Annotated in this window: 25 protein-coding genes; 12 read left to right on the top strand and 13 right to left on the bottom strand. The window is 63.7% G+C overall.

Going from position 1 to position 26,112, the window contains the following annotated elements; all coding sequences use genetic code 11:
- Positions 1-822, bottom strand: a complete 822-nt coding sequence (ppsR, locus tag AABB87_RS14090; RefSeq protein WP_058720362.1) for a posphoenolpyruvate synthetase regulatory kinase/phosphorylase PpsR — start codon at positions 820-822, stop codon at positions 1-3.
- On the opposite strand from ppsR, the gene AABB87_RS14085 reads away from it, so the two are divergent.
- The 9 genes from AABB87_RS14085 (at position 809) to AABB87_RS14045 (ending at position 10,395) form a co-directional block, all read left to right on the top strand.
- Positions 809-1,198, top strand: coding sequence for a hypothetical protein (locus AABB87_RS14085; RefSeq protein WP_341971823.1), 390 nt, complete (start codon positions 809-811; stop codon positions 1,196-1,198). The genes ppsR and AABB87_RS14085 overlap by 14 nt on opposite strands.
- Entirely contained in the window at positions 1,147-3,555 is a 2,409-nt protein-coding gene (gene ppsA / locus AABB87_RS14080; RefSeq protein ID WP_058720361.1) for a phosphoenolpyruvate synthase, read from the top strand. The genes AABB87_RS14085 and ppsA overlap by 52 nt, the downstream gene beginning before the upstream one ends.
- A 164-nt stretch (positions 3,556-3,719) precedes the next feature.
- Positions 3,720-5,783, top strand: coding sequence for a sodium:solute symporter family protein (locus AABB87_RS14075; RefSeq protein ID WP_341971879.1), 2,064 nt, complete (start codon positions 3,720-3,722; stop codon positions 5,781-5,783).
- A 170-nt stretch (positions 5,784-5,953) separates the two neighbouring features.
- Positions 5,954-6,316 (top strand): 30S ribosomal protein S6, encoded by a 363-nt coding sequence (rpsF, locus tag AABB87_RS14070; protein WP_058720359.1) that lies wholly within the window; start codon positions 5,954-5,956, stop codon positions 6,314-6,316.
- A 34-nt stretch (positions 6,317-6,350) separates the two neighbouring features.
- Entirely contained in the window at positions 6,351-6,659 is a 309-nt protein-coding gene (gene priB / locus AABB87_RS14065; protein WP_341971821.1) for a primosomal replication protein N, read from the top strand.
- A 44-nt stretch (positions 6,660-6,703) separates the two neighbouring features.
- Entirely contained in the window at positions 6,704-6,994 is a 291-nt protein-coding gene (gene rpsR / locus AABB87_RS14060; RefSeq protein ID WP_058720357.1) for a 30S ribosomal protein S18, read from the top strand.
- A gap of 13 nt (positions 6,995-7,007) precedes the next feature.
- On the top strand, positions 7,008-7,463 hold the full coding sequence (gene rplI, locus AABB87_RS14055) for a 50S ribosomal protein L9 (RefSeq protein ID WP_058720356.1): 456 nt from the start codon (positions 7,008-7,010) through the stop codon (positions 7,461-7,463).
- Between the two features lie 245 nt (positions 7,464-7,708).
- The gene (gene dnaB / locus AABB87_RS14050) at positions 7,709-9,157 is read left to right on the top strand and encodes a replicative DNA helicase (RefSeq protein WP_058720355.1); all 1,449 of its coding nucleotides are present in this window, start codon (positions 7,709-7,711) and stop codon (positions 9,155-9,157) included.
- 44 nt (positions 9,158-9,201) lie between these two features.
- Positions 9,202-10,395: a PA0069 family radical SAM protein gene (locus tag AABB87_RS14045; protein WP_341971820.1), complete on the top strand. Its 1,194-nt coding sequence runs from the start codon at positions 9,202-9,204 to the stop codon at positions 10,393-10,395.
- Positions 10,396-10,462: 67 nt separating this feature from the next.
- Here the strand turns inward: AABB87_RS14045 and AABB87_RS14040 are convergent, their stop codons facing one another.
- The 9 genes from AABB87_RS14040 to AABB87_RS14000 all read right to left on the bottom strand — a co-directional run bounded on the left by AABB87_RS14040 (position 10,463) and on the right by AABB87_RS14000 (position 19,641).
- Positions 10,463-10,792 carry a hypothetical protein gene (locus AABB87_RS14040; protein ID WP_058720336.1) on the bottom strand — a complete coding sequence of 110 codons (330 nt, stop codon included), beginning with the start codon at positions 10,790-10,792 and terminating at the stop codon, positions 10,463-10,465.
- A 172-nt stretch (positions 10,793-10,964) separates the two neighbouring features.
- Entirely contained in the window at positions 10,965-12,575 is a 1,611-nt protein-coding gene (locus AABB87_RS14035) for a response regulator (protein ID WP_341971819.1), read from the bottom strand.
- The gene (locus tag AABB87_RS14030) at positions 12,575-12,787 is read right to left on the bottom strand and encodes a hypothetical protein (protein WP_341971818.1); all 213 of its coding nucleotides are present in this window, start codon (positions 12,785-12,787) and stop codon (positions 12,575-12,577) included. Before AABB87_RS14030 ends, AABB87_RS14035 begins: the two co-directional genes overlap by 1 nt.
- Positions 12,788-12,872: 85 nt before the next feature.
- Positions 12,873-14,021 carry a molecular chaperone DnaJ gene (gene dnaJ / locus AABB87_RS14025; RefSeq protein WP_341971817.1) on the bottom strand — a complete coding sequence of 383 codons (1,149 nt, stop codon included), beginning with the start codon at positions 14,019-14,021 and terminating at the stop codon, positions 12,873-12,875.
- A gap of 118 nt (positions 14,022-14,139) precedes the next feature.
- Entirely contained in the window at positions 14,140-16,101 is a 1,962-nt protein-coding gene (gene dnaK / locus AABB87_RS14020) for a molecular chaperone DnaK (protein ID WP_058720333.1), read from the bottom strand.
- A gap of 156 nt (positions 16,102-16,257) precedes the next feature.
- On the bottom strand, positions 16,258-16,791 hold the full coding sequence (gene grpE, locus AABB87_RS14015; protein ID WP_341971816.1) for a nucleotide exchange factor GrpE: 534 nt from the start codon (positions 16,789-16,791) through the stop codon (positions 16,258-16,260).
- 213 nt (positions 16,792-17,004) lie between these two features.
- A complete protein-coding gene (locus AABB87_RS14010) occupies positions 17,005-17,445 on the bottom strand; it encodes an RNA-binding S4 domain-containing protein (RefSeq protein ID WP_341971815.1) in 441 nt (146 codons plus the stop codon).
- Positions 17,442-18,920 carry a sensor histidine kinase gene (locus tag AABB87_RS14005; protein ID WP_341971814.1) on the bottom strand — a complete coding sequence of 493 codons (1,479 nt, stop codon included), beginning with the start codon at positions 18,918-18,920 and terminating at the stop codon, positions 17,442-17,444. Before AABB87_RS14005 ends, AABB87_RS14010 begins: the two co-directional genes overlap by 4 nt.
- A gap of 10 nt (positions 18,921-18,930) precedes the next feature.
- Complete coding sequence (locus AABB87_RS14000; RefSeq protein WP_341971813.1) at positions 18,931-19,641, bottom strand: response regulator transcription factor; 711 nt, start codon at positions 19,639-19,641, stop codon at positions 18,931-18,933.
- A gap of 261 nt (positions 19,642-19,902) precedes the next feature.
- On the opposite strand from AABB87_RS14000, the gene AABB87_RS13995 reads away from it, so the two are divergent.
- The 3 genes from AABB87_RS13995 to AABB87_RS13985 are packed head-to-tail and all read left to right on the top strand — an operon-like array spanning position 19,903 to position 22,894.
- Positions 19,903-20,865 carry a Bug family tripartite tricarboxylate transporter substrate binding protein gene (locus AABB87_RS13995; protein ID WP_341971812.1) on the top strand — a complete coding sequence of 321 codons (963 nt, stop codon included), beginning with the start codon at positions 19,903-19,905 and terminating at the stop codon, positions 20,863-20,865.
- A complete protein-coding gene (locus tag AABB87_RS13990; protein ID WP_341971810.1) occupies positions 20,865-21,398 on the top strand; it encodes a tripartite tricarboxylate transporter TctB family protein in 534 nt (177 codons plus the stop codon). The genes AABB87_RS13995 and AABB87_RS13990 overlap by 1 nt, the downstream gene beginning before the upstream one ends.
- Positions 21,398-22,894 (top strand): tripartite tricarboxylate transporter permease, encoded by a 1,497-nt coding sequence (locus AABB87_RS13985; protein ID WP_341971878.1) that lies wholly within the window; start codon positions 21,398-21,400, stop codon positions 22,892-22,894. Before AABB87_RS13990 ends, AABB87_RS13985 begins: the two co-directional genes overlap by 1 nt.
- 54 nt (positions 22,895-22,948) lie before the next feature.
- On the opposite strand, the gene hemH is transcribed toward AABB87_RS13985, so the two are convergent.
- The 3 genes from hemH to AABB87_RS13970 form a co-directional block, all read right to left on the bottom strand.
- The gene (gene hemH / locus AABB87_RS13980; RefSeq protein ID WP_341971809.1) at positions 22,949-24,043 is read right to left on the bottom strand and encodes a ferrochelatase; all 1,095 of its coding nucleotides are present in this window, start codon (positions 24,041-24,043) and stop codon (positions 22,949-22,951) included.
- Between the two features lie 95 nt (positions 24,044-24,138).
- Complete coding sequence (locus tag AABB87_RS13975) at positions 24,139-24,897, bottom strand: phytochelatin synthase family protein (protein WP_341971808.1); 759 nt, start codon at positions 24,895-24,897, stop codon at positions 24,139-24,141.
- 142 nt (positions 24,898-25,039) lie between these two features.
- Entirely contained in the window at positions 25,040-25,918 is an 879-nt protein-coding gene (locus AABB87_RS13970; RefSeq protein WP_341971807.1) for a substrate-binding periplasmic protein, read from the bottom strand.
- Positions 25,919-26,112 lie beyond the last annotated feature (194 nt).

Here is a 26,112-nt window from a genome sequence, read left to right as displayed (position 1 = left end):
TCAGTAGATCAGGCGGTCGGGTCGCAGGTCGCGCAGAATGGTGGTGGCGATCTCTTCGATGGATTTGTGCGTGGACGACAGCCAGGCAATGCCGTCCTTCTTCATCATCGCCTCGGCCTCGTTGACCTCGTAGCGGCAGTTCATCATGTCGGCGTACTTGCTGCCGGGGCGGCGCTCGTTGCGGATCTGGCTCAGGCGCTCAGGGTCGATCGTCAGGCCAAAGCATTTGCGCTTGTGCGCCACCAGCATCGAGGGCAGGCGGCCGCGCTCGAAGTCTTCGGGGATCAGCGGATAGTTGGCGGCCTTGATGCCGTGCTGCATGGCCAAGTAGAGCGAGGTGGGTGTCTTGCCGCTGCGCGACACGCCGACCAGGATCACATCGGCCACATCCAGATTCTTGGCCGATTGGCCGTCGTCATGGGCGAGAGAGAAGTTGATGGCCTCGATGCGGTCGTGGTACTCCTGGCTGCGCGCCACATCGGAGAAGCGGCCGACGCGGTGGTTGCTCTTGACCTCGAACTCTTCTTCCAGCGGCTCGATAAAGGTGCCGAACATGTCCATCACCCGCGCTTGGCAATGGTCGCGCACGATTTTGAGCACATCGCGATCCACCAGGGTGGCGAAGACGATGGCCCGCACGCCTTCGCGCACGCTGGTCTCGTTGATCTCGCGCACCACGGCATAGGCTTTTTCCGGGGTGTCGACAAAGGGGCGGCGCACATGGCGCGGCTTGATGGGGAACTGGGCCAGGATGGAATTGCCGAAGGTTTCGGCGGTGATGCCGGTGCCATCGGAGACAAAGTACACGGTGCGATTGGGCATGGTGGGCGATGAAAAGTTCGGCTTCATCATAGGGCTGTTGGCGCCGCTGCTGCCGCCGAACTGCCCGCTGATGTTGCCTCCGACCTACCGCGTGGCGGGGGAAGCGAAATCAGACTGGCGTGCCAAAAATGTCAGCACGCGCCACTCGGGCTTGCCCGTAGAATCAGCGCCAATCATCCCGTTCAGCCACATGACGCCCCTCAGCCCACAACAAGAATTCGAACTCGCTGGGGAGTGTGCCGTCTGTATCAGCCTGAAGGATGGCGCCGGTGGCGGCGTCGTCATTGCGGGAGCGCCGTTTTTTTATCATCCCGGAGCTTTCCCATGTCACAACGCTACGAGCCGACCGCCCTGGTCGTTCCCTTTGAGAATCTGAGAATGACGGATGTCGAGGTGGTCGGCGGTAAAAACGCCAGCCTCGGCGAAATGATCTCGCAACTGGCCGCCTCGGGCGTGCGGGTGCCGGGCGGCTTCGCCACCACGGCCCATGCCTTTCGCGAGTTCCTCAAGCACGAAGGTCTGGACAAGCGCATCGAAGCGCGCCTGGTCAGCCTCAATACCGACGATGTGCGCGCCCTGGCCGAGGCCGGTGCAGAAATCCGCGGCTGGCTGGAGGCGCAGCCTTTCCCGGCCGATCTGGAAGCACAAATCCGCGCCTCCTTCGCGCAGCTGACCGCTGAGAATCCCGGCGTGTCCTTTGCCGTGCGTTCTTCCGCCACGGCCGAAGACTTGCCTGATGCATCGTTTGCCGGTCAGCAAGAAACCTTCCTGAACGTCGTTGGCATCGAAGAAGTGCTGCACAAGATGAAAGAGGTTTTCGCCTCCCTCTACAACGACCGCGCCATCAGCTACCGCGTGCACAAGGGCTTTGCCCATGCCGATGTGGCCCTGAGCGCCGGCGTGCAGCGCATGGTGCGCTCTGACCTCGGCTCGGCCGGTGTGATGTTCACCATCGACACCGAGAGCGGCTTCAAGGATGTGGTCTTCATCACCTCCAGCTACGGCCTGGGTGAAACCGTGGTGCAGGGCGCCGTCAACCCCGACGAGTTCTATGTTCACAAGCCCGCGCTGGCGCGCGGCAAGCTGCCCATCATCCGCCGCAACCTCGGCTCCAAGCTGATCAGCATGGAGTTCGCCACGCCGGCCGAAAAAGCAGCCTCGGGCAAGCTGGTCAAGACGGTGGATACCGCGCCCGAAATGCGCAACCGCTATTCGCTGAATGACGCCGAGGTGATCGAGCTGGCCAAGTTCGCCATGATCATCGAGAAGCACTACGAGCGTCCGATGGACATCGAGTGGGGCCGTGACGGCGTGGATGGCCATATCTACATCCTGCAAGCTCGCCCTGAGACTGTGAAGAGCCAGATGGAAGGTCAAGTCGAGCACAGCTACAAGCTCAAGGGTCACAGCGCCGTGCTGGCCGAAGGCCGCGCCATTGGCCAGAAGATCGGTACCGGCCCGGTGCGCTTGGTGGAGAGCATTGCCGATATGGACCGCGTCCAGCCCGGCGACATTCTGGTGACGGACATGACCGACCCGAACTGGGAGCCGGTGATGAAGCGCGCCGCGGCCATCGTCACGAACCGCGGCGGACGTACCTGCCACGCCGCCATCATTGCGCGCGAGCTGGGTATCCCGGCCGTGGTGGGTTGCGGCGACGCGACCGAGAAGCTCAAGGATGGCCAACTGGTCACCGTGGCCTGCTCGGAAGGCGACACCGGCTATATCTATGACGGCTTGCTGGAAACCGAAATCAGCGAAGTGCATCGCGGCGAACTGCCTTACTGCCCCGTCAAGATCATGATGAACGTGGGCAACCCGCAGCTGGCTTTCAACTTTGCGCAGCTGCCCAGCAGCGGCGTGGGTCTGGCCCGGCTTGAATTCATCATCAACAACAATATCGGCGTCCACCCCAAGGCGATTCTGGACTATCCGAACATCGACGCTGACTTGAAGAAGGCGGTTGAATCCGTGGCCCGAGGCCACGCTTCGCCGCGCGCTTTCTACGTCGACAAGCTGGTCGAAGGCATTGCCACCATTGCTGCCGCCTTCTTCCCGCGCCCGGTGATCGTGCGTTTGTCTGACTTCAAGAGCAATGAGTACCGCAAGCTGATCGGTGGTTCGCGCTACGAGCCCGATGAAGAAAACCCGATGCTGGGCTTCCGCGGCGCTTCGCGCTACATCAGCGGCGAGTTCTCGGACGCTTTCGCGATGGAGTGCGAGGCTTTGAAGCGCGCGCGTGTCGAGATGGGACTGACCAATATCGAAATCATGGTGCCTTTCGTGCGCACCGTGCGCCAAGCCGAACGCGTGGTGTCGATGCTGGCTGAGCGCGGCCTCAAGCGCGCTGCCACCGGCGGCACCGATGGCCTGCGCGTCATCATGATGTGCGAAGTGCCCAGCAATGCAATTCTGGCGGACCAGTTCCTGGAGCATTTCGACGGCATGTCGATTGGCTCTAACGACCTGACTCAGCTGACCCTGGGCCTGGACCGGGATTCCGGCCTGGAGCAGTTGGCCGGCGACTTTGACGAGCGCGACCCCGCCGTCAAGGCCTTGATTTCGCGCGCCATCAGTGCCTGCCGCTCCACCGGCAAGTACATCGGCATCTGCGGCCAGGGCCCCAGCGACCACCCGGACTTCGCCGAGTGGTTGGCCGACGAGGGCATCGTGTCGATCTCGTTGAATCCGGATTCGGTGATCGAGACCTGGCAGCGTCTGGCCAAGCGTTAATCGCCGCTTTCTGAAAGCTCAACAGCCCCGCGAGGGGCTGTTTTCATATCGGGCGCGGGTTCCTCGCTATCGACAGCCAGCGGCCGCCGCTCGCATGATGGCGGCTCGCTTTTCTTTGATCTCCCGTGAATCCTCAGCAAGAAGCCTCCTCCTCCGCCACGCCCATGCCCGCCTTGCGGACTCGCCTGCATCGCATCTACGCCTGGTACACCTTGGGCTTTGTGGTGTTTGTGCTGGGCTTGGCGGTGTGCGAGTACTTGGGCATGCCCAAGATTTGGATCGGCTTTTGCTTTTTGGCCGCGACGGTGGGCATCTACGCTGTCATCGGTCTGTTTAGCCGCACGACGGACGCCGATGAATACTATGTGGCCGGCCGGCGCGTGCCGGCCATCTACAACGGCATGGCGGCCGGCGCCGACTGGATGAGCGCGGCCTCCTTCATTGGACTGGCGGGCACGCTCTATTTGGCCGGCTATGCGGGCTTGGCTTATGTGCTGGGCTGGACGGGCGGCTTTTGCCTGGTGGCGCTGTGTCTGGCGCCCTATCTGCGGCGCTTCGGGCAGTTCACCATTCCTGACTTTCTGGCCGCGCGCTATGGCGGCCATTCACCACGCCTGATCGGGGCGGCGGCGGCGATTCTTATTTCTTTCATCTACGTGGTCGCGCAAATCTATGCGGTGGGCCTGATCACCTCGCGCCTGACTGGCTTGACCTTTGAGATCGGCGTGTTTGTGGGCTTGGGCGGCGTTTTGGTGTGCTCCTTTCTGGGCGGCATGCGGGCCGTCACCTGGACGCAGGTGGCGCAGTACATCGTGCTGGTAATCGCCTATCTGGTGCCGGTGGTGTGGTTGTGTGCCAAGCAAACGGGGGTGCCTTTGCCGCAGCTGGTCTACGGCTATCAACTGCAAAAGCTCACCCTGCGCGAGCAAGAGCTGATCGACGACCCGAAGGAGCTGCAAGTGCGTGGCCTGTATGCGCAGCAGGCGGCGAACTACGAGAAAAAGCTGCAGGATGTGCCTGTGGCCCTGGCTCAAGACCGCCTGCATGCCTCGCAACTGGTGGCTAAGCTTAAAGCACAGGAAGCGCCCCTGGCCGAGATCCAGGCGGCCGAGAAGGGCCGCGCGGCCCTGCCCAAAACCACCTTGGACGCGGAGGAGCAGTGGCAGCGCGCCAAGCAGTTCAACGACTCGCGCGCCCAGCCGCTGGGCGGCATGCCGCGGCAGGGTCAGGTGTTTGCCGGCGACCCGGCGGGCACGCCTGCTGAGCAGCAGCAGTTTGGTGATTCACGCAGCAATTTCTTGGCCTTGATGTTCTGCCTGATGGTGGGCACGGCGGGCTTGCCGCATTTGCTGACGCGCTTTTACACCACGCCTTCGGTGGCCGAGGCGCGCCAGTCGGTGGCCTGGTCGCTGTTCTTTATCGCGCTGCTGTACTTCACGGCGCCGGCCTTGGCGGTGATGGTCAAGTACGAAGTGCTGACCGAGTTGGTGGGCCAGTCCTTCAGCCAGTTGCCGGACTGGATCGCGCAGTGGAGCCGGGTCGATTCCAGCCTGCTGTCGGTGTCTGACATCAACGGGGATGGCGTTTTGCAGCTTGGTGAGATGCGCATCAGCTCGGACATCATCATGCTGATGACGCCGGAGCTGGCTGGCCTGCCTTTTGTGGTGTCCGGCATGGTGGCGGCGGGTGCGCTGGCGGCGGCCTTGTCCACGGCTGATGGCTTGCTGCTGACCATCTCGGCCGCCTTGTCGCACGACGTCTATTTCCGCACGGTCAATCCGCAGGCGGTGATGACGCGGCGCGTTACCTTGTCCAAGGCCTTGTTGTTGGTGACGGCCTTGGCGGCAGCGGCAGTGGCGGCGCAGCGGCCAGCGGACATTCTTTTCTTGGTGGCGGCCGCCTTCTCGGTGGCTGGGGCGGCGTTCTTCCCGGCGCTGGTGCTGGGCATCTTTTGGCGCCGCGCCAATCGGCAGGGCGCGGTGGCAGGGATGTTGGCGGGCTTGGGCGTTACCGTCTACTACTTGGCGGTGGCCACGCCCTGGATGCGTGAGGCGCTGGGCTTGCCGGGTCCGGTGCAGCTGTGGTGGGGCATTCAGCCGGTTTCGGCGGGTTTGTTCGGTGTTGCCGCGGGCTTTGCCACGGTGGTGCTGGTGAGCTGGCTGACGCCGCGGCCGGACGAGACGCAGATGCAGACGCTGGCCCTGCTGCGCAGCCCGCCGCCGGCTTGATGGGCGAGCTTGCAAGTAAATGCTAGGCGAATCCCTAAAGCTGAGCTAGAATCGCGGGTTCCCCCTTGCCGTGATCACGTCAGTCGACGCCGTGGCACGGCTTCTACAGCTTTCGCAGCTGGCTGAAAACAGTCGGCATTCAAGCGGGCTGGAATCCACAAGGAGTACTTATGCGTCACTATGAAATCGTTCTGCTGATCCATCCGGATCAAAGCGAACAAGTTCCGGCCATGCTGGAGCGCTACAAGAGCCTGATCACCACCGGTGGTGGTACTGTGCACCGCGTCGAAGATTGGGGCCGCCGTCAAATGGCTTACCTGATCCAGAAGCTGGCCAAGGCTCACTATCTGTGCGTCAACATCGAGTGCAGCGTTGAGACGCTGCGTGAACTCGAAACCGGTTTCCGTTTCAACGACGCCGTGTTGCGTCACCTGACCGTTGCCAAGGCCAAGGCCGAGACAACCCCGTCGGTGATGATGAAGACCGTGGAACGCGAAGACGCTCGCAAGGCGCCTCAAGTCGCGACGGCCTAATCAGGCCAGCTGTGCTTGAAGTGATCGCATTGCGTTGAACCATCTGGTATTGCAGGCGCAGCTCTCGGAGCTGGGTTTGGTTCGATACACACCGGCCGGCTTGATGGCCTTGGACTGCTGCTTGAAGCATGAGTCCCAGGTTCAAGAAGCAGGCAAACCCCGCAAAGTAGCCATGGAGCTGAAAGCGGTGGTGATCGGTGAGATGGGAAAACGGCTGCAAAGTTTGGGGCTTGGCGGAGAAGCACTGTTCACAGGCTTTTTGACCACCCAACGCAATGGTCGCGGTGTGATCTTTCACATCACCGGCCTTGAGAAATGCAGCAGCAATAGCGCCATCGTCTGAGCACGGAATTGTTCGAATCCGGATTAAATTAAAGAGGTCACAAAATGGCACCACCACGTGGCAAGGGTCGCTTCTCCAAGGACAAGAAGCCCAAGCGCAATACCCAATCGTTGCTGTTCCGTCGTAAGCGTTTCTGCCGCTTCACCGTTACCGGTGTTGAGCAGATCGACTACAAGGACATCGACACCCTGCGCGATTTCATCGGCGAAAACGGCAAGATCACGCCTGCCCGCTTGACCGGCACGCGCGCTTTCTTCCAGCGTCAACTGACTGTTTGTATCAAGCGTGCGCGTTTCCTCGCCATGCTGCCGTACAGCGATCAGCACAAGGTCTGAGGAGTAGACCACTATGCAAATCATTCTGCTTGAAAAAGTCGCCAACCTCGGCAACCTGGGCGATGTCGTCACCGTCAAGAACGGCTACGCACGCAACTTCCTGATCCCGACTCGCCAGGCACGTCGTGCCACCGAAGCGGCCATCAAGGAATTCGAAGCCCGCCGCGCTGAGCTGGAAAAGGCTGCTGCTGAGAAGCTGGCAACCGCCGTCGCTCTGGGCGAGACCCTGACTGGCAAGACCGTTGTCATCAGCCAAAAGGCTGGCGTGGACGGCCGTTTGTTCGGTTCGGTCACCAACGCTGACATCGCCGACGCACTGGTCAAGATGGGCTTCGCGTCCATCGTCAAGTCGCAGATCCGTCTGCCCTTGGGCCCGCTGAAGGCTGTGGGCGAGTTCGCCGTGAACGTGGCTCCTCACACCGACGTGGTGGTGGAGTTGAGCGTTCAAGTGCAGCGCGAAGCTGAGTAATCAGCGAACGAAAATCGCGAAAGAAATTTCGCCTGCGTGCTGACCCGCTTGGGTTAGCATGGAAAAGCCGACGCTGATCAAGCTGTCGGCTTTTTGCATTTTGGGGCGCTGACTTATCCCCGCTTGTCCCGGTCTTGTCCACAGCTTTGTCCACAGCGCTTTTGTGGCAAGCTGAGCGGCCGGGGCAGGCCCCGAGGTCAGCCGCCCAACCCAAATACTGCACCGTCCACCGCCGAGTCCTCCCGATGAGCGCCACTTTCTCTTCTCCGTCCCTGCCTTCCTTGCCTGGCTCCGGCGGCAGCGCCGAACGCCGCGATGACGAGGTCGCCCGCCTGCGGGTGCCACCGCACTCCATCGAGGCTGAGCAAAGCGTGCTGGGCGGCTTGCTGATTGACAACTCGGCCTGGGACCGTGCCGGTGACATGCTCACCGAGAGCGACTTCTACCGCTTCGAGCACAAGCAGATCTACCTCGCCACCGGCAAGCTCATCAACGCGGCCAAACCGGCCGACGTGGTGACCGTTTTTGAGGAACTCACCTCGATTGGCAAGGCGGAGGAATGCGGTGGCCTGGCCTATCTGAATGCCTTGGCGCAAAGTGTCCCAAGCGCCGCCAATTTGCGCCGTTATGCCGAGATCGTGCGCGAGCGCGCCATTCTGCGCAAACTGGTGACAGCCAGCGATGAAATCGCGACCGCGGCCCTGGCGCCTCAAGGCCGCGCCGTGACCCAGATCCTGGACGAGGCCGAGGGCAAGATCTTCCGCATCGGTGAAGAAGGCTCGCGCAGCCGTCAGGGTTTCCAGAGCATGGACAACTTGGTGGTGGCGCTGATCGACCGGGTCAACGAACTGGCCGAAAACGGCGCTGAAGACGTGACCGGTGTGCGCACCGGCTTCTTCGACTTGGACCGCATGACGGCCGGCTTCCAGCCCGGCGACTTGATCATCTTGGCCGCGCGCCCATCCATGGGCAAGACCGCATTCGTGGTGAATATCGGCGAGAACGTGGCCATCAACGAAGGCCTGCCCGTCGTCATTTACTCAATGGAAATGGGTGCCGCTCAGCTGGCCATGCGTATGGTGGGTTCGATCGGCCGCATCGACCAGGGCCGCCTGCGTACCGGGCGTTTGAATGACGACGAATGGGGCCGCTTGTCGGAAGCGGTGGACAAGCTCGGCAAGGCCAGCATCTTCATTGATGAGAGTCCCGGCCTGAGCCCTTCCGAGGTGCGAGCCCGTGCGCGGCGCCAGGCCCGCATTTGCGGCAAGCTCGGCCTCATCATCATTGACTACTTGCAGCTCATGAGCGGCAACGGCGGCAACGAGGAAAACCGGGCCACCGTGATTGGCGAAATCTCGCGCGGCTTGAAGGCCTTGGCCAAGGAGCTGCAATGTCCGGTGATTGCGCTCTCGCAGCTGAATCGAAGCGTGGAGCAGCGCCCCGACAAGCGCCCGATGATGTCCGACTTGCGCGAATCCGGCGCCATTGAGCAGGACGCTGACATCATCATGTTCATTTACCGCGACGAGTACTACACCAAGGAAGAGTGCAAGGAGCCGGGCGTGGCCGAGATCATCATCGCCAAGCAACGTAACGGCCCGGTGGGCACGGTCAAGCTCTTCTTCCAGCGCATGCACACCAAGTTCGAAAACTTGGCGCCCGACTACGTGAGCCCGGCCGGCGCGGAATACTGAGTTTTTGGGCTGGACATTATCGCCATACTGTATGAATATACAGTATGCCTGCCAAGCCTAAGCCCCAGACCTCGTCCAAACCCGCCCAGCCCCCGATCTATTTGCCTGCCGAGGCACTGAAAGGCCGCGGCACGGCTTGGGCGCTGGCGCACCGCTTCAGCAGGGACGAGCGCGAGCAATTCGACGACGGCTGGGGTACGCTGACGCAGCAGGCCGATGAGCAAACGCTGCCGCCCCGCACCGAAATCATCGAGGAGCGGGCGCGCAAAATCCTCACCGGCAATCAGTCGCCGGACATCCCCTTCGACTTGTCCATCAACCCTTATCGGGGCTGTGAGCATGGCTGCGTTTACTGCTTCGCTCGGCCGACGCACAGCTATCTGAATCTGTCGCCGGGGCTGGACTTCGAGACGCGCATCATCGCCAAAGTGAACGCCGCCGAACGGCTGCGCGCTGAGTTCGCGCGGCCCAGTTACCGGCCGCAGCTGCTCTGCCTCGGGGCAGCCACCGATGCCTACCAGCCCATCGAGCGCAAGCTGCGCATCACGCGGGGTTTGATCGAGGTGCTGAGCGAACATCGCCACCCCGTGTCCATCGTCACCAAGTCCGCCGGCATTGAACGCGACCTCGATTTGCTGGCCCCGATGGCACAGGCCGGCCTGGTGTCGGTCTATGTTTCGGTGACGACGCTGGATGGGCACCTCGCGCGCATCTTGGAGCCGCGGGCGGCTGCGCCGCAACGGCGTTTACAGCTGATCAAGACCCTGGCCGAGGCGGGCGTGCCGGTGGGGGTGAGCGTGTCGCCGCTGATCCCCTTTCTCAACGAGCCGGAGTTGGAGTGGATTCTGGAGGCCGCCGCCGCGCTTGGCGCGCGCACCGCTTTCAGCATCCCGCTGCGCTTACCCTGGGAGGTCAACCCCTTGTTTCAGGATTGGTTGCAGCAGCATGTGCCGGACAAGGCCGCCCGCGTCATGGCGCGGGTGCGCGAGATGCGTGATGGCCGTGATAACGACAGCCGTTTTGGCCAGCGGATGCGCGGTGTGGGCTTGTGGGCTGACTTGATGCATCAGCGCATGAAGAAGGCTTGTGCCCGCCTGGGTCTGAACCGCGAACGCTTCGCTCTGGACCTGACCCAGTTTCAGCGCCCGCAAGCACTGCCGGGTACGTCTGTACAAGAGCAGGGGGCGGGCCAATGCGACCTCGACTCAGAAGCGTCTAGGCAAGGGCAGCTTTTCTGAGCTCGCAGCGTCGCGCTAGCTTTTGTCCCAGGCTTCACCGCCCCCGGGTAGGGCGCTGTCTTACCGCTCAGGCCGCCGGCGTGCCCAGGCGGTCGCCAAAACGTGCGCGCAGGCGCTCGATGACCTCGTTGATCATGGCCATGGCTTGTTCTTCGCCCAGCGCCACCATGGCGCGATTCTGGTCGGAGTAATGCATCATCAGCAGGCCGCGCAGCTTGGCGAAGCTGGCGGGCTTGTCTTTGCCGCAGACGGCGGGCTCATTGGCAAGTACGCGTTCAATCACGCCGGGGTTCAGCAGCGGCACCTCGCACATCAGGGCCAGGGTGGCGATTTCCTGGTCGATTTCCTCAAAGTGCATGGACCAACGGCCGGTTTGGTAACTGGGTGTGGCGGACATTTGCATACTCCTTGGCTGAAGTGGCGGGGCTCAGTGGCGACTGAACCTCAAGCATGTGACCGAGCCAGTCTAGCGCCCCTTTGTGACGGAGCGGGTTGACAACCGTGGGGTCAAGCGGCCTATGCGTCGGTGCTGGGGCTCGCGGTGCCAGGCCCGGCTTGTCAGCGGACTCTTAGGTCCGCAATGCCAAACCACCAGCGGCGCGGCTGCGGCTATTGCTGATGCCTAGCGGCAGTACGTAGAGCTCTTGCAGCCTGTTGATGCGTTCGGCCAAAGCGGGGGCGTCGTCAATCTTCTCGGCATGGCGCTTGAGCACCAGGGCGGCCATGTCGATCAGCTTGGCATTGCGGGTGGCTTCGCCTTGCTGGATCAGCAGCTCGACGCCGGTGCGGGCCGAGCCGCGCATGGAGTGGCGCATCGCCGTTTCGGCGATCTCGAAAATCTTGGTGTGGCAGGCCTGGAACTCGGCGGCAATGGCTTCGTTCTTCTCGGCCATGGCCACCAGCAGCTCGGTGCTGGACTTGGTGGTGCAAAAACGCAGGCCCAGGTTTTGCATCAAGGTGTCCATCTCATCGAGCTGAATGTCCTGCGCAGCTAGGCGCATCCACAAGCCCACCAGCAAGGTGGCGGCTTCCAGATTGAAGTCCTCATCGTCTTGCTCCGCGGCAAAGGCGCGCGAGAGTTCAAGGGCATCGCCAATCTTGCGATCCTGTAGCTTGCGCAAGGCTTGAAAAACCCGGTCGAAGCGTTGCAAGCGGCGGTCCTTGGGCTTGCGTTCCAGCTCTTGCACCAGCGCGTCCTGCGCGTACTTGAGGCCCTTGGTGTCACGCGCATCGAAGCGCATAAAGCCGACCAGCATCAGGCTCAGCATGTCGAACAACTTAGAGCGCAGGCCGGTGGCCATGGTGCGCTCCAGCATCTTCAGGGCTTCCGTGCGCTCGCCCGCGTAAAAGGCCAGGCTGCCGCAGCTTTGCTGGCGCAGCAGGCAGCCGGGCGTGAGCGAGGCCGCCATGCGGTAGGTGCGCAGGGCGCCGGCGATTTCGCCTTGCTCCATTTGCACCCGGCCCATGACGTCGTAGGAGTCGGCGTAATCGGGGATCTCGCCGATCAAGGTTTCCAGCGTGCGACGCGCGGCATTGGTATTGCCTGTGGCCAACTCGGTGCGTGCCACACCCAGCCGTGCCCAGGGCACGGTGCGGGCCTCGACAATGGCGTCGTAGAGTTTGCGGGCATCGTCATGGCGCGCCAGCCGCAGCATCAGCTCGGCGCCGATACGGGCGGCGTAAAGCCAGAACTCGGCGCGGGCATTGAAGCGCTTGAGACAGTGATTGGCTGCAGACTCGAAATCCTGCGCCTCGATGGCTTCAAAGATGTCTTTGAGCACTCGCTTGCGGTGGCGGGCATGGGTCAGTCGTTCTGACAGCGCGGCGCTGGTGTAGGGCTTGATCAGATAGCCGTCGAGCGCGGCTTCAGCCGCTTCCGCTACTTTGGCGTAGGTGGCCTCGCCGGTGACCATGACGAAGACGGTGGAGTAGGGCAGCAATTGCTCGCGGCGCAACTCATCCAGCAGGTCTTGGCCGGACATCTCGGTGCCGTCGAAGTGGTAGTCGCACAGCACGATGTCATAGGCCTTGTGCTCCAGAATCATGCGGGCGTCATGCACCCGGGTGGCTTGGCGCACAACGGCCACGCCCAGGTCCCGCAGCTGTGCTGAAAGCAGGCTGCGCGAGGTGGCGTTGCTGTCGATGATCAGGGCGCTGGCGCTCTGAATACTGCTGTCCATCAGCGCCATAGGCGTTCCGGCGGGGCAGCGAGGGAGATTTTCATGAGCTTCTTCACTTCTGCGGTATCGGCCGCGCGGCGCAGGACTTGAATGCGGGCTTTTTCCGGCGCCTCTTGTCGGCCCTCTTCCCGGCCCTCTTGTCGGCAGCAATGCGCATTGCCGGGCCCATGAAAAACGCCCCGGCGTTTGGCGGCGGGGCGTTGGGTGCGCATGGGCAATGCACGGCTTTGGCTGAACTGAATCAGCCGGCGACAGCGCGACGCGGGTGAAGCCCGCAACGATCTGTCACCCCGGCCATCATTTGAAGATGTCCTTGACCCGGTCTGTCCAGCTCTTGGCATTGGGCGAGTGGCGCTCGCCGCCATCGCGGAAACTCTTGTCCAGCTCCTTCATCAGCTTGCGCTGATGTTCGGTGAGCTTGACCGGCGTTTCCACGCTGATGTGGCAGTAGAGGTCGCCGGGGTAGCTGCTGCGCACGCCCTTGATGCCCTTGCCGCGCAGGCGGAAGGTCTTGCCGTGCTGGGTGCCTTCGGGCAGCTCGATCTCGGCCTTGCCACCCAGGGTGGGCACTTCGATGCTGCCGCCCAGCGTGGCCATTGTCAGGCCCACCGGCATGGTGCAGTGCAGATCGTCGCCATCGCGCTCGAAGATCTCGTGCTGCTTGATGCGGATCTCGATGTAGAGGTCGCCTGCCGGGCCGCCATTCACACCGGGCTCACCATTGCCGGCCGAGCGGATGCGCATGCCTTCGTTGATGCCGGCCGGGATCTTGACTTCCAGCGTCTTGCTCTTCTTCACCTTGCCCTGGCCGTTACAGGCCGTGCAGGGGTCGGGAATGATCTTGCCGGTGCCATGGCAATGCGGGCAGGTCTGCTGCACCGAGAAGAAGCCCTGGCGCATATGCACGGTGCCCGAGCCATTGCAGCTGCCGCAGCTCTTGGCCGTGGTGCCGGGCTTGGCGCCGGAGCCGCTGCAGACTTCGCAGCCTTCCCAGCTGGGGATGCGGATCTGCGATTCTTTGCCGCGCGCCGCCTCTTCCAGCGTGACTTCCATGGCGTAGCTGAGGTCATTGCCGCGATAGACCTGTTGGCCACCGCCGCGCCGGCCCGCACCACCGCCGCCACCGTTGAAGATGTCGCCAAAGATGTCGCCAAAGGCCTCGGCGAAACCGCCAAAGCCTTCCGCGCCCGGGCCGCCACGGCCGCCCATATTCGGGTCCACGCCGGCATGGCCGTACTGGTCGTAGGCGGCGCGCTTTTGCGGGTCGGAGAGCATCTCGTAAGCCTCTTTGGCTTCCTTGAATTGCTCCTCGGCCTTCTTGGCACCTTCACCCTGATTGCGGTCAGGGTGGTGCTTCATGGCCATCTTGCGATAGGCCTTTTTGATCTCTTCCTCGGTGGCGCCTTTGGCGACACCCAGGGATTCGTAATAGTCACGCTTTGCCATGGGGCGGTTCCGTGCAGTTCAAACAACAGCGCCGCGACGAGCTTTTCGGGCCTGAACCCTGGGCTACGACGCGGCGGCGAAACACCGGCCAGGCGGCTTGAGCGCCTGGCCAGGAGCCTTACTTGGTGTCTTTGACTTCCTTGAACTCGGCGTCAACGACGTTGTCGTCGGCCGGCTTGGCGGAAGCTTGCTGAGCGCCTTGCGGCTGCTCGCCACCGGCTGCACCTGCGGCAGCGGCGGCTGCAGCTTCGGCGCCTTGGGCGTCAGCGTAGACCTTCTCGCCCAGCTTCTGGCTGGCGGTCATCAGGGCTTCGGTCTTGGCTTCGATGTCGGCCTTGTCGTCGCCCTTGATGGCTTCTTCCAGGGCGGTGATCGCAGCTTCGATCTTTTCCTTCTCGCCGGCTTCGAGCTTGTCGCCGTGTTCGGTCAGGGACTTCTTCACTGAGTGCACCATGCCGTCGGCTTGGTTTTTGGCTTGCACCAACTCGACCTTTTTCTTGTCTTCGTCGGCGTTGGCTTCGGCGTCCTTGACCATCTTCTCGATCTCGGCCTCAGACAGACCGGAGTTCGCCTTGATGGTGATCTTGTTTTCCTTGCCGGTGCCCTTGTCCTTGGCGCCGACGTGCAAGATGCCGTTGGCGTCGATGTCGAAGCTCACTTCGATCTGGGGCGTGCCGCGCGGTGCCGGCGGGATGCCTTCCAGATTGAACTCGCCCAGGCTCTTATTGCCGGTGGCCAGTTCGCGCTCCCCTTGGTAGACCTTGATGGTCACGGCCGGCTGGTTGTCGTCGGCCGTCGAGAAGGTCTGCGAGAACTTGGTCGGGATCGTGGTGTTCTTCTTGATCATCTTGGTCATCACGCCGCCCAGGGTCTCAATGCCCAGGGACAAAGGCGTCACGTCCAGCAGCAGCACGTCCTTGCGGTCGCCGCCCAGCACCTGGCCTTGAATCGCGGCGCCCACGGCCACGGCTTCGTCAGGGTTGACGTCACGGCGCGGCTCTTTGCCGAAGAATTCCTTGACCTTGTCCTGCACCTTGGGCATGCGGGTCATGCCGCCGACCAGGATCACGTCGTCAATGGCGGAGATGGCGATGCCAGCGTCCTTCATGGCCACGCGGCAGGGAGCGATGGTGCGCTCGATCAGTTCGTCCACCAGCGACTCCAGCTTGGCGCGGGTCAGCTTGACGTTCAAGTGCTTGGGGCCAGTCGCGTCAGCGGTGATGTAAGGCAGGTTGACGTCGGTCTGGGCCGAGTTCGACAGCTCGATCTTGGCCTTTTCAGCGGCTTCCTTCAGGCGCTGCAGAGCCAGCACGTCCTTGGTCAGGTCGACGCCTTGTTCTTTCTTGAACTCGGCCACGATGTAGTCAATGATGCGCTGGTCGAAGTCTTCGCCGCCCAGGAAGGTGTCGCCGTTGGTCGACAGCACTTCGAACTGCATTTCGCCGTCCACGTCAGCGATTTCGATGATGGAGACGTCGAAAGTGCCGCCGCCCAAGTCATACACAGCGATCTTGCGGTCGCCCTTGCCATGCTTGTCCAGGCCGAAGGCCAGAGCAGCAGCGGTGGGCTCGTTGATGATGCGCTTGACATCCAGGCCAGCGATGCGGCCGGCGTCCTTGGTGGCTTGACGCTGGGCGTCGTTGAAGTAGGCCGGCACCGTGATGACGGCTTCGGTCACTTCTTCACCGAGGTAGTCCTCGGCGGTCTTCTTCATCTTGCGCAGGATTTCGGCCGAGACTTGCGGAGGTGCCAGCTTCTTGCCGCGCACATCCACCCAGGCGTCGCCGTTATCGGCAGCAGCGATGGTGTAGGGCATCAGGTCGATGTCCTTTTGCACTTCTTTCTCGCTGAACTTGCGGCCGATCAGACGCTTGACGGCGTAGATGGTGTTCTTGGGGTTGGTGACAGCCTGGCGCTTGGCCGAGGCGCCGACCAGGATCTCGCCATCTTCTTGGTAAGCAATGATGGACGGGGTAGTGCGAGCGCCTTCGGCGTTCTCAATCACGCGCGTCGTGTTGCCTTCCATGACGGCCACGCACGAGTTCGTGGTGCCCAAGTCAATACCGATGATCTTTCCCATGTGTCTTTCTCCTGAAATCTGTTTGAAGGGCGCTGTGGGGCTTGCCCGGTCAGCGCCGACTTGAATGTGGTGAATCCGATGGTTCTAAGCTGTGGCCCAGACGCCGCCTTTCAAGAGGCTTTGTGCTGCCAATCGCCCGAAATGTCGTAATTTTGTTTAACGCGGGGCCGAAACGGTCACCAAAGCGGGGCGCAGCACGCGCTCGGCAATGGAATAGCCCTTTTGCAGCACGGCCACCACGGTGTTGGGGTCTTGCTCGGCCGGCACCATCGAAATGGCTTGATGCTGATGCGGGTCGAACTTGGTGCCGGCGGCGGGGTTGATCTCCAGCACCTTGTTGCGCTCCAGGGCGCTGGCCAGCTGGCGCTTGGTAGCGTGCACGCCTTCGAGCACCGTTTCCACCTTGGCGTCGGGCATGGCGATGGCGGCTTCCATGCTGTCCATCACCGGCAACAGGCCTTCGGCGAAAGACTCCACGGCGAACTTGCGCGCCTTGGACATCTCTTCTTCCGAGCGGCGGCGGATGTTTTCCACCTCGGCCTTGGCGCGCAGATAGGCGTCAGACATCTCGGACAGGCGGGCTTCCACTTCGGCCAGCTTGGCCTCGACCGTCGGCTCAGCGTTCACCGCTGCGGCGACTTCGGGCTGGTCACTGGAGGAATCGGGGTTGGGTGTTTGAGCTGTTGTCATGATGCTATTGAGAGGCAGTGGCCGACATATGGGCGCGAAAACCCCCAGTTCAAGAGGGCGATTAGGCCGAAAAATGGGCGATTATCGGATGGAAACCCTGGGCGCTCGGACTCCGGCTTGGCTTCGACCCGCGCTTGGCCAGTTTTTGGGCCTGCTGTGAGCATGTTCTTTGGGCCGGAAACTCGCCCCGGTTCGACGGCGGCCGTGGGCTCCTCAGCCTTCGTCGCTGGCGCTCCAGCGGTCCCATTCAGACAGGCGTCGGCGGTCTTGCTTGGTTGGCCGGCCCTGGGTGATGGTTTGGGCGGGTTCGGGGGCGAGGCGGCGCTGTTCGGCGGCATGTTCGCGCAGGGCGATGCTCTCGGGCGTCTCTTCGTACAGGGCTTGGGCTTGTGGCGCGGGGCCGCGGGCGTGACTCAAGCCGCGCACCCACACCTCACGCAAGACCTGACCCTGGCGCAGGCGCACCAAGTCCCCGAGCTTCATTTCGCGCGAGGCCTTGGCCACCAAGCCATTGATCTGCACCCGGCCATGGCCGATCTCCTCGGCCGCCAGGGCGCGGGTCTTGAAAAAACGCGCCGCCCAGAGCCATTTGTCCAGGCGCAGGCCATCGGCCTTGGCGGTTTTCTTGTCTGTGGCGGCGGCTGGGTGCTTCATGTGGCGGCATTGTCCGCCAAGCGCGCCGGGGTCGCGATGGGTAGGCGCACCCGCGCGATCAGGCCGGCGCCCGAGCCCGAGCCTGCGTCGGCCGCGCGGTTTTCCAGGCTCAACTGGCCGCCCATCGATTGCACGATCTCACGGCAGATCGCCAGCCCAAGGCCCGCGCCGCCGGGTGAGCCGCTGGCAAAGGGCTGCATCAGGCGTGGCCGCAGGCTGGGGGTGATGCCAGGGCCGCTGTCGGCAATCGCGAGTTCGGCCTGGCCGCCGCTATTGCGCAAGCTCACGCTCAGCTGGCCCAGCGGCGGGCTGTGTTTGACGGCGTTGTGCAGCAGATTGCGCACCAGCTCGCGCAGCGCCCAGGGGTGACCCAGCACCGGGCAGCTCTGCGTGTCCAGCTCGAAGTCCAGGCCGGCGTCGGCGATCAGGGGCGCCAGATCCAGCGCCACTTCGCGCACGGTGTCGGCCCAGTCTTGCAGCGGTGGGTCGCCTTGCTGGCGCAACTGCTCCACCTTGGCCAGGGCCAGCATCTGGTTGGCGAGGTTGGTGGCGCCGTCCACGGTCTGGCCAATTTCGTTGATCGCTTGCATCGGGCCTAAGTCGCCGCGCTGGGCTGATTGCACCTGCACCTTCAGCACCGCCAGCGGTGTGCGCAGTTGGTGGGAGGCGTCGCGCACAAAGCGCTTTTGGTGCGCGAGCAAATTGGCTTGGCGGTCCCAGGCGGCATTGATGGCGGCGATCAGCGGGCTCAGCTCGGCGGGGGCGGCGGGCGCGTGGATGGGGCGCAAATCGTCGCCCTCGCGGGCGGTGATGGCGCGGCTGAGTTCACGCACCGGCCGGGTGGCGCCTTGCACCACCAGCCACACCACCGCGGCAATCACCGCCAACAAGGCGGCCTGATGCCAGAGCGTTGATTGCAGCACCCTGTGGGCCAGGGTGCGGCGCAGTTGCAGGGTTTCGGCCACCTGGATGGTGGCCACGCCCATGCCGTCTTCATCGGCCACTGGCTGCAGCAGCACGGCGACGCGGACCGGCTCGCCTTGGTAGACATCGTCGTAAAAATCGACCAGGGCTGCGTAGATGCCGCGCGCCGGAATCCGCCCATGCCAGGCGGGCAGGTCGCCAAAACCCGAGACCAGCTCACCCTTGAAGCCGCTGACCTTGTAATACATGCGGCTGCGGTTGTCGGCTTCAAAGGCTTCCAGCGCGGAGTAGGGCACGGTTGCTTGCAGCGTGGGCACGCCGCCGTTATTACGCACATCGAGCTGCTCGCCGATCGCCTTGGCCGAGGCCAGCAGGCTGCGGTCGTAAGCGGTGTCCACGGCGGCCAGGGCGTCGAAGTAAAGCCGGTAGGCATTGAGCCCGACCAACATGCCCACCGGCAGCAAGATGCCGAGCAGCAACTGGCTGCGCATGGACCAGCGACCTATACCTTGGCCGAAACGTTGGCCCAGACCGAGTAGCCACGACTTCATGCGCCGCCGCTCATGGCTCGGCCTTGAGCAAATAGCCCAGGCCGCGCAGCGTCACCAAGCGCGCCTGAGTGGCGCTGAGCTTTTTGCGCAGGCGGTAGGCCACCACCTCGATGGCATCCGGCTGCACGTCCACCGCGTCGCCAAACACCAGGCTGCTCAGGCGCTCCTTGGCCACTGCCTGGCCCGGCCGCGCCAGTAGGGCGCGCAGCAGGGCGGCTTCGCGCGGCGGCAGCTCCAGCGCCAGGCCCATGTGATAGACGGCGCCGCTTTCGTGGTCGGCACGCAGGCCGCAAAAGCTTGGGGCTTCGATAGCCTGCTGCGTCAGGGCTGACGCGCTGGATGGTGCGGACTGGCCGGCGCTGCGGCGGCGCCTGGCCAGTGCGCGCACGCGAGCCTCCAACTCGTCCAGGTCAAAGGGCTTGGGCAGATAGTCGTCGGCGCCGATATTCAGGCCCAGGATGCGATCCCCCACCGTGCCGCGCGCGGTCAGGATGATGACGGGCGTGCTGAGGTTTTCGGCCCGCGCGTCGGACAGCACGTCCAGGCCATCGCGGCCGGGCAGGGAAAGGTCCAGCAAGACCACGTCGGGCCGGCATTCGCGCCAGCGCGCCAGCGCCAAGGCGCCGTCGCCGCAGGTGGTGACGTGGATGCCGCGGCGCTCGAAAGAGCGCTGCAAAGCGGTCTGCATGGCGATGTTGTCTTCGATCAGCAGCAGGTTCATGGCGGCACGATACCAGCGGCGGCGTAGCGTGCGGGCGAGTTTCGTAACCCCAGGTTTACCCGCAGTTCCTGGACAGCAAACTGACAGGCTGACCCAGCACCATGCAGGGCTTGGAACTGAGCGCCGCAAGGGCCTTCTTGCGCTTTGCCGGCGCCCACTGTTTGCAGCCTTGCCGCCGCTTGCAGGGGACATAATTTCTCACCCGTTCCCAGCCCATTGGGCGTGCGCCAAGCTGCCCATTTATAAAACCAGGAGACAAGCATGCGTCGCGATACTTTTCTGAAGTCTTTATTGGCATTGACGGCGGCCGGTGGCCTGCCGCTAGCGGCGCGCGCCTCGGGCGCCAACCTGAAGATGATGTTGCCTGCCAACCCGGGCGGCGGCTGGGACACCACCGGCCGCGCCCTGGGCAAGGCCCTGCAAGAAGGCGGCCTGGCCAATTCGGTCAACTACGAGAACAAGGGCGGCGCGGCCGGCGCCATCGGCCTGGCGCAGTTCGTCAACGCCAACAAGGGCGAGGGCAATGCGCTGATGGTGATGGGCGCTGTGATGCTGGGCGGCTTGATTACCGGCCGCCCCCCGGTGACGCTGGACAAGGCCACGCCCATCGCGCGCCTGACCAGCGAGTACAACGTCTTCGTGCTGCCCGCCAGCTCGCCCTTCAAGACCATGGCCGATGTGATTGCTCAGCTCAAGAAAGACCCCGGCAGCGTCAAGTGGGGCGGTGGTTCACGTGGTTCGACCGAGCACATCGCCGCTGCCATGGTGGCGCGTGCCGCCGGTGTGGACCCGAGCAAGATCAACTACGTTGCCTTCCGCGGCGGCGGTGAGGCCACGGCTGCCATCCTGGGTGGCAATGTCACCATCGGCGGCAGCGGCTACAGCGAGTTCTCGCAGTACATCGAGAGCGGCAAGATGCGCGCCCTGGCCATCACCTCGGACACGCGCCTGAAGGGCGTCAATGTGCCCACGCTGCGCGAGCTGGGCTTGGACGTGGTGATCGGCAACTGGCGCGGCGTTTATGGCGCGCCCGGCATCACCGAGGCGCAACGCAAGGCCTTGACCGATCTGGTCGTCGCCGCCACCAAGACCAAGTCCTGGCAGGAATCGCTGGACAAGAACAACTGGACCAGCGCCTTGCTGACCGGCGCGGCTTTCGAAAAATTCGTCGACGACGAGTTCGCGAGCCTGCGCGCCGTGATGGTCAAGAGCGGCATGCTTTGATGAGCGGCTCGGTCGGCGCTGAAAGCGTCAAGGAAGGCGTCAATTTACGGCAAGTGGCCGTCGCCGGCGGCGTGCTGGCGCTGGCCCTGGTGCTGGGCTGGGGCGCATTGTCGATCTCCAGCGATGCCGGCTATGGCGGCGTGGCGCCTAACTTTCTGCCCTGGCTGGTCGCCGGCCTGCTGACGGCCTGTGCCGCCCGCCTGGTTTGGCAGGCCTGCCGTGGCGGTTTCCCCGATATGGGTGACGCTGACGGGGCCGAGCACGGCCACTGGGCCGGCTTTGCCTGGGTGTCGGCTGGCATGCTCTTGAATGCCTTTGCCATCACCACGCTGGGCTTCATTCTCAGCTGCACGCTGTGCTATGTGCTGGCCATCCGCGGCTTTCGCTCGGCGGAGGACCGGCTGGATCTGAGCCCGCGCATCTGGCTGCTGGATGCTTTGGTGGGCATGGCGATCTCCGCGCCGGTGTTCTGGTGCTTCACCCAATTGCTGGCAATCAGCTTGCCGGGCCTGACGACGAGTGGGTGGATTTGATGTTGGATGTTTGGAATCAATTGCTGCAGGGTTTTGCCACTGCAGGCACGCCGGTCAATTTGATGTGGGCGCTGGTGGGTTGCACCATTGGCACGGCAGTGGGCGTCTTGCCCGGCATTGGCCCGGCCACGGCCGTGGCCATGCTGCTGCCGATTACGCTCAAGGTCGACCCGACCGCCTCGATGATCTTCTTCGCGGGCATTTACTACGGCGCCATGTATGGCGGCTCCACCACCTCGATTCTGCTCAACACGCCCGGTGAAGCCGGTTCGATGGTGACGGCGCTGGAAGGCAACAAAATGGCCAAGAGCGGCCGCGCTGGTGCGGCCCTGGCCACGGCGGCGGTGGGCTCCTTTGTGGCGGGCACCATTGCCACCGTCTTGGTGACGCTGTTCGCGCCCTTGGTTGCCAAGTACGCGGTGCTGCTGGGCCCGCCGGAGTATTTCCTGCTGATGGTGCTGGCCTTCATCACGGTCAGCGCCGTGCTGGGGCAGAGTATGGTGCGCGGGCTGACGGCCTTGGGCCTGGGCTTGGCCCTGGGCCTGGTCGGCATCGACCAGATCTCCGGCCAGGCGCGCTACACCGCCAATGTGCCGGAGTTGATGGACGGCTTCGAAGTGGTGTTGATCGCGGTGGGCTTGTTTGCCGTGGCCGAGGCGCTGTACGCCGTGCTCTACCAGGGCAAGGAAGTGGACACGCAAAACCGCATGGGCAAGGTGCACATGACCCTGTCGGAGTGGAGCCGTTCCTGGCCGGCCTGGCTGCGCGGCACCTTCATCGGCTTCCCCTTTGGCTGCATTCCGGCCGGCGGCAGCGAGATCCCGACCTTTCTGAGCTATGCCACCGAAAAGAAGCTGTCCAAGGACAAGCAGGCTTTTGGCAGCACCGGCGCCATCGAAGGCGTAGCCGGGCCAGAGGCGGCGAACAACGCGGCCATCACGGCCACGCTGATTCCGCTGCTGACCCTGGGCATCCCGACCAGCAACACGGCGGCGATTCTGCTGGGGGCCTTCCAGAACTACGGCATCCAGCCCGGTCCGCAGTTGTTCGACACCAATGGCGCGCTGGTCTGGGCCTTGATCGCATCGCTCTACATCGGCAATGTGATGCTTTTGATCCTCAACCTGCCCCTGGTGGGTCTGTGGGTCAAGCTGCTCAAGCTGCCGAAGGCGCCGCTGTATGCGGGCATTCTGATCTTCGCCACCGTGGGTGTGTACGGCATGCGCCAGAGTGCCTTCGATCTGGTCTTGCTCTACGGCATTGGCATTCTGGGTGTGGTGATGCGGCGCTACCGCTTCCCGACCGCACCGGTGGTGGTGGGCATGATTCTGGGCCCCTTGGCCGAGGCGCAGTTGCGCAATGCCATCTCGATCGGCGAAGGCCACTGGGGTGTGTTCATGGAGCGGCCAATGTCAGCCTTCTTGCTGCTGGTGCTGGCCACACTGATCGTGCTGCCACGCTTGCTGGCCTGGCGCAAACAGGCGCGCAGCCGCTGAGCGAGCTAGCCCCAACAAAAAAGGCGCACTTCACAGTGCGCCTTTTTTGTTCGATCAGTTCGCGGCACCCGCCTGGATGGCTCGCTCACGCTGGCACTTCAGGGCGGCCGTATCGACCGGCTCCTTGGTGGGCCAGCCTTGCAGATGGCGCTCCGTCAGCGCCGCCAGGGCGCGCATGCCTTCGGGGGAATCATTCAGGCAAGGGATGTAGTCGTAGCGCTGGCCGCCGGCGTGCAAAAAGGCCTCGCGCGCTTCCATATTGATTTCTTCCAGCGTCTCCAGGCAGTCGGCGCTGAAGCCGGGGCAGATCACCGCAACATGCTTGAGGCCATCCGCGGCCAGCTTTTTCAGCGTCGGCTCGGTATAGGGCTGCAGCCATTTGGCCTTGCCGAAACGGCTCTGGAAGGTGACGGTGTATTCCGAGGCGCTGAGCCCCAAGCTCTCGGCCAGCAAGCGGCCGGTCTTCAGACACTCGCAGTGGTAGGGATCGCCCAGCTCCAGGGTGCGTGCGGGCATGCCGTGGAAACTCATCACCAGGCGCTCGGGGCGGCCGTTGGCGGCCCAGTACTGGCGCACGCTTTGCGCCAGCGCGGCGATGTGGCCGGGATCGTCGTGGTAGCGGTTGACGAAGCGCAGCTCGGGCAGGTGGCGGGTGCGCAGGGCCCAGCGCGCCACATCGTCCACCACGCTGGCCGTGGTGGCGCCGGAGTACTGCGGGTAGGCCGGCAAGACCAGCACCCGGGTCACACCCTCGGCCCGCAAGGCATCGAGTGTGGCGGCAATTGCCGGTGAGCCATAGCGCATGGCATAACGCACAGATACAGCGTGGCCGCGCTCGCCCAACAGGCCTTGCAGCAGCTTGGCTTGCTTCTCGGTCCAGACCTTGAGCGGCGAGCCTTCACTGGTCCAGACGCTGGCGTATTTGGCCGCCGATTTGGCCGGCCGTACGCGCAGGATCACCCCGTGCAGGATGAGCTTCCAGACCAGGCGCGGGATCTCCACCACGCGTGGGTCACTGAGGAACTGGCCCAGGTAGCGGCGCAGTGCGGCGGGGGTGGGCGCGTCTGGCGTGCCGAGGTTGCAAAACAGCACGGCAGTCTTGGGGGCTGTGCCGTGGGCGTAGGGGGCTTCGGGTTTGGGGGCGCTCATGGGGGCATTGTCGCAAGCTCGGCGAAGTCTTGCGGTGAGTGGCCTGCCGTACGGGTATTCACCTCACAAGCAGGTGCGCGATAGCCGCTGCTCGCTCAGTGGCTGGGGTCTGCTTGCATGGACGCGGGCGGCATCGCCGGTGGCGCGACGCTGTGCAGGCAACTCATCAGTCCGCTCAGGTCCGCGGGCGGCCTGGGCTGATCGCTGCGGTCGATCACCAGATAGCCCCGTGCCTTGGTGGTGGACGGGTCGGGCACCTGCATGGCCTGCCACAGGCGCGCCAGTGGCACCCAATGCGGTGGGTATTTGAACCGGGCTACGTCCAGCACCAGCACCTGTTGGCTAGCCGCATGCCAAGCCGCCAGGGGCGAGAAATGGCCGGCCCCTGTTTGCCCGAGCGCGGCGCGGTCGTAGTTGGCCACCACAAAGGGCCCGGCAGGCGCCCGCAGGGAAGACAGCAAGATTTCTGTGAAGGCGGCCAGGCCGCCTTCTTCGGCATGCTGCAGCTGCGTGGAGGCGCCATTGCATTGCGCTAGGCAAGCCACTTCGGTCAGCGAAAGGCCTTCGGCGGCGGCCAACTCCATCGATTTGCAGCAGTTCAACAACTCCTCGCCAAAAAAGCGCCAAGCACCTTTCCAGACGCGGCCGGGGTCAATCTCCAGGGCGTTGAGCACCGTGACCAAGGTGCCAAAACCGCACCAGGCAGGTTCGGCCTGAGTGTGCAAATGCGCGACCAGCGGATAGAACGCCGCGCCGTCTCCCGCCGCCAGCGATTCAATCAACATGGCCCGCCCGCGCGGGCTGGCAAAGGCGATCAAGTCATCGGGAAGGCTGCGGCGGTGAAATGAAGTCATGGACACAGTCTAGCCAAGCGACCGAGCTCCGGATCTGCTGCAAGCCTTGTCAATTTGAATCGCAGCGCTGCCATTGGACGTCGGGCCAACGTGGGTCTTCATTCAGCTGCTGCGCGTGGCCAGGCCGAGTGGCGAACCGGGCTTAGAACCAGTCAGCGCTGCGCTTGAGGATCCTGGCCATATCGCCGCTGTCACGCAGCTCGGCCAAGCCTCGGTTGATGTCGCGCAGCACGGCAGGGTGATCAGCGCGGCGCCGGGTCAAGGCCATATGCAGCGGCATGTCCGCAAGGGCTGGCTCCAGCCATTGGAACTGCGCGGCGACGCTTTGCAGCTGTGTTTGCAAGAGATGAAAGGCGACGCCTTTGTCGATCAGCACCAGATCAACGCGGCCCGCCAGTAATTTGCGCAGATTGCTGACGTCATCGATCGCCAGGTCGGTCTGGAAACCCATTTCCTCGAAGCGTGGTGGATTGGCGTATCCCCGCACAGTGCCGATGCGCAGCCCGGGCACTTGCCGCAAGCGAAACAAATCATCGACAGCCATCATGCTGCCGACGCGGGCGATGAAACCGATTCGGTTGCTGATGCCCAGCGCCTGCGAATAGGCGAGATAGCGCTCGCGCGAGGCCTCATACCAAATGCCCAGAACCCCATCGGCGCCGCCTCGCTCGGCCTCCGCGATGACGCGAGCCCAGGGCCTGAACTGGATTTCCGCCGCGATGCCGGCACGCTCCAGCGCGGCGCGGCCCAGGGCGAGCGCCACGCCGCCATCGGCACTGCTGCCGCTCATATAGGGCGCGTACTCCGTGGTCAAGAGAAGCAGGCGAGTGGGCGTTTGCGCTGCCGCACGCGCACGTGTGGGTGCGGCCGTGGGCGAGGCTGAGAGTGCGGGTGAAAGCGTCTCGCGCGGCTCCGCCGCCTGGCTTTGCGGAGGCTGCGCCGCCCTTGCCGTATGGCCGGCGCATAGCGAACCCAGCACGGGGGCAGCCAATCTCAACAAGGTGTTGCGGCGCGTCAGCATGCCGGATGGTAAGCGCGCGGCGAGCCCATTTTCGGCCTGGGGTTGTTGCCGCGACTTGTCATGCTTGCGCGGGCCAAGGCGGGGCTAAGGTGCTGCATCAGGCGTTGAATCGGGCGCTGCATTCAGCGCTTGCGCGGCGTTGGGTCGTGCAGCCATGCCAAGGCCAGTTTGAGGCGGCGCTCAGCCTCGTGACA

The sequence above is a fragment of the Roseateles sp. PN1 genome (assembly GCF_038419725.1).
GTDB lineage: Bacteria > Pseudomonadota > Gammaproteobacteria > Burkholderiales > Burkholderiaceae_C > Paucibacter_A.
This window is presented reverse-complemented; position numbering and strand designations above follow the sequence as displayed.

Excerpts from the sequence above, each read along its gene's own strand:
- ppsR (WP_058720362.1), bottom strand. The coding sequence starts at position 822 with ATGCCCAATCGCACCGTGTACTTTGTCTCCGATGGCACCGGCATCACC.
- ppsA (WP_058720361.1), top strand. The coding sequence starts at position 1,147 with ATGTCACAACGCTACGAGCCGACCGCCCTGGTCGTTCCCTTTGAGAAT.
- AABB87_RS14075 (WP_341971879.1), top strand. The coding sequence starts at position 3,720 with ATGCCCGCCTTGCGGACTCGCCTGCATCGCATCTACGCCTGGTACACC.
- rpsF (WP_058720359.1), top strand. The coding sequence starts at position 5,954 with ATGCGTCACTATGAAATCGTTCTGCTGATCCATCCGGATCAAAGCGAA.
- rpsR (WP_058720357.1), top strand. The coding sequence starts at position 6,704 with ATGGCACCACCACGTGGCAAGGGTCGCTTCTCCAAGGACAAGAAGCCC.
- rplI (WP_058720356.1), top strand. The coding sequence starts at position 7,008 with ATGCAAATCATTCTGCTTGAAAAAGTCGCCAACCTCGGCAACCTGGGC.
- dnaB (WP_058720355.1), top strand. The coding sequence starts at position 7,709 with ATGAGCGCCACTTTCTCTTCTCCGTCCCTGCCTTCCTTGCCTGGCTCC.
- AABB87_RS14045 (WP_341971820.1), top strand. The coding sequence starts at position 9,202 with ATGCCTGCCAAGCCTAAGCCCCAGACCTCGTCCAAACCCGCCCAGCCC.
- AABB87_RS14040 (WP_058720336.1), bottom strand. The coding sequence starts at position 10,792 with ATGTCCGCCACACCCAGTTACCAAACCGGCCGTTGGTCCATGCACTTT.
- AABB87_RS14035 (WP_341971819.1), bottom strand. The coding sequence starts at position 12,575 with ATGGACAGCAGTATTCAGAGCGCCAGCGCCCTGATCATCGACAGCAAC.
- AABB87_RS14030 (WP_341971818.1), bottom strand. The coding sequence starts at position 12,787 with ATGCGCACCCAACGCCCCGCCGCCAAACGCCGGGGCGTTTTTCATGGG.
- dnaJ (WP_341971817.1), bottom strand. The coding sequence starts at position 14,021 with ATGGCAAAGCGTGACTATTACGAATCCCTGGGTGTCGCCAAAGGCGCC.
- dnaK (WP_058720333.1), bottom strand. The coding sequence starts at position 16,101 with ATGGGAAAGATCATCGGTATTGACTTGGGCACCACGAACTCGTGCGTG.
- grpE (WP_341971816.1), bottom strand. The coding sequence starts at position 16,791 with ATGACAACAGCTCAAACACCCAACCCCGATTCCTCCAGTGACCAGCCC.
- AABB87_RS14010 (WP_341971815.1), bottom strand. The coding sequence starts at position 17,445 with ATGAAGCACCCAGCCGCCGCCACAGACAAGAAAACCGCCAAGGCCGAT.
- AABB87_RS14005 (WP_341971814.1), bottom strand. The coding sequence starts at position 18,920 with ATGAAGTCGTGGCTACTCGGTCTGGGCCAACGTTTCGGCCAAGGTATA.
- AABB87_RS14000 (WP_341971813.1), bottom strand. The coding sequence starts at position 19,641 with ATGAACCTGCTGCTGATCGAAGACAACATCGCCATGCAGACCGCTTTG.
- AABB87_RS13995 (WP_341971812.1), top strand. The coding sequence starts at position 19,903 with ATGCGTCGCGATACTTTTCTGAAGTCTTTATTGGCATTGACGGCGGCC.
- AABB87_RS13990 (WP_341971810.1), top strand. The coding sequence starts at position 20,865 with ATGAGCGGCTCGGTCGGCGCTGAAAGCGTCAAGGAAGGCGTCAATTTA.
- AABB87_RS13985 (WP_341971878.1), top strand. The coding sequence starts at position 21,398 with ATGTTGGATGTTTGGAATCAATTGCTGCAGGGTTTTGCCACTGCAGGC.
- hemH (WP_341971809.1), bottom strand. The coding sequence starts at position 24,043 with ATGAGCGCCCCCAAACCCGAAGCCCCCTACGCCCACGGCACAGCCCCC.
- AABB87_RS13975 (WP_341971808.1), bottom strand. The coding sequence starts at position 24,897 with ATGACTTCATTTCACCGCCGCAGCCTTCCCGATGACTTGATCGCCTTT.
- AABB87_RS13970 (WP_341971807.1), bottom strand. The coding sequence starts at position 25,918 with ATGCTGACGCGCCGCAACACCTTGTTGAGATTGGCTGCCCCCGTGCTG.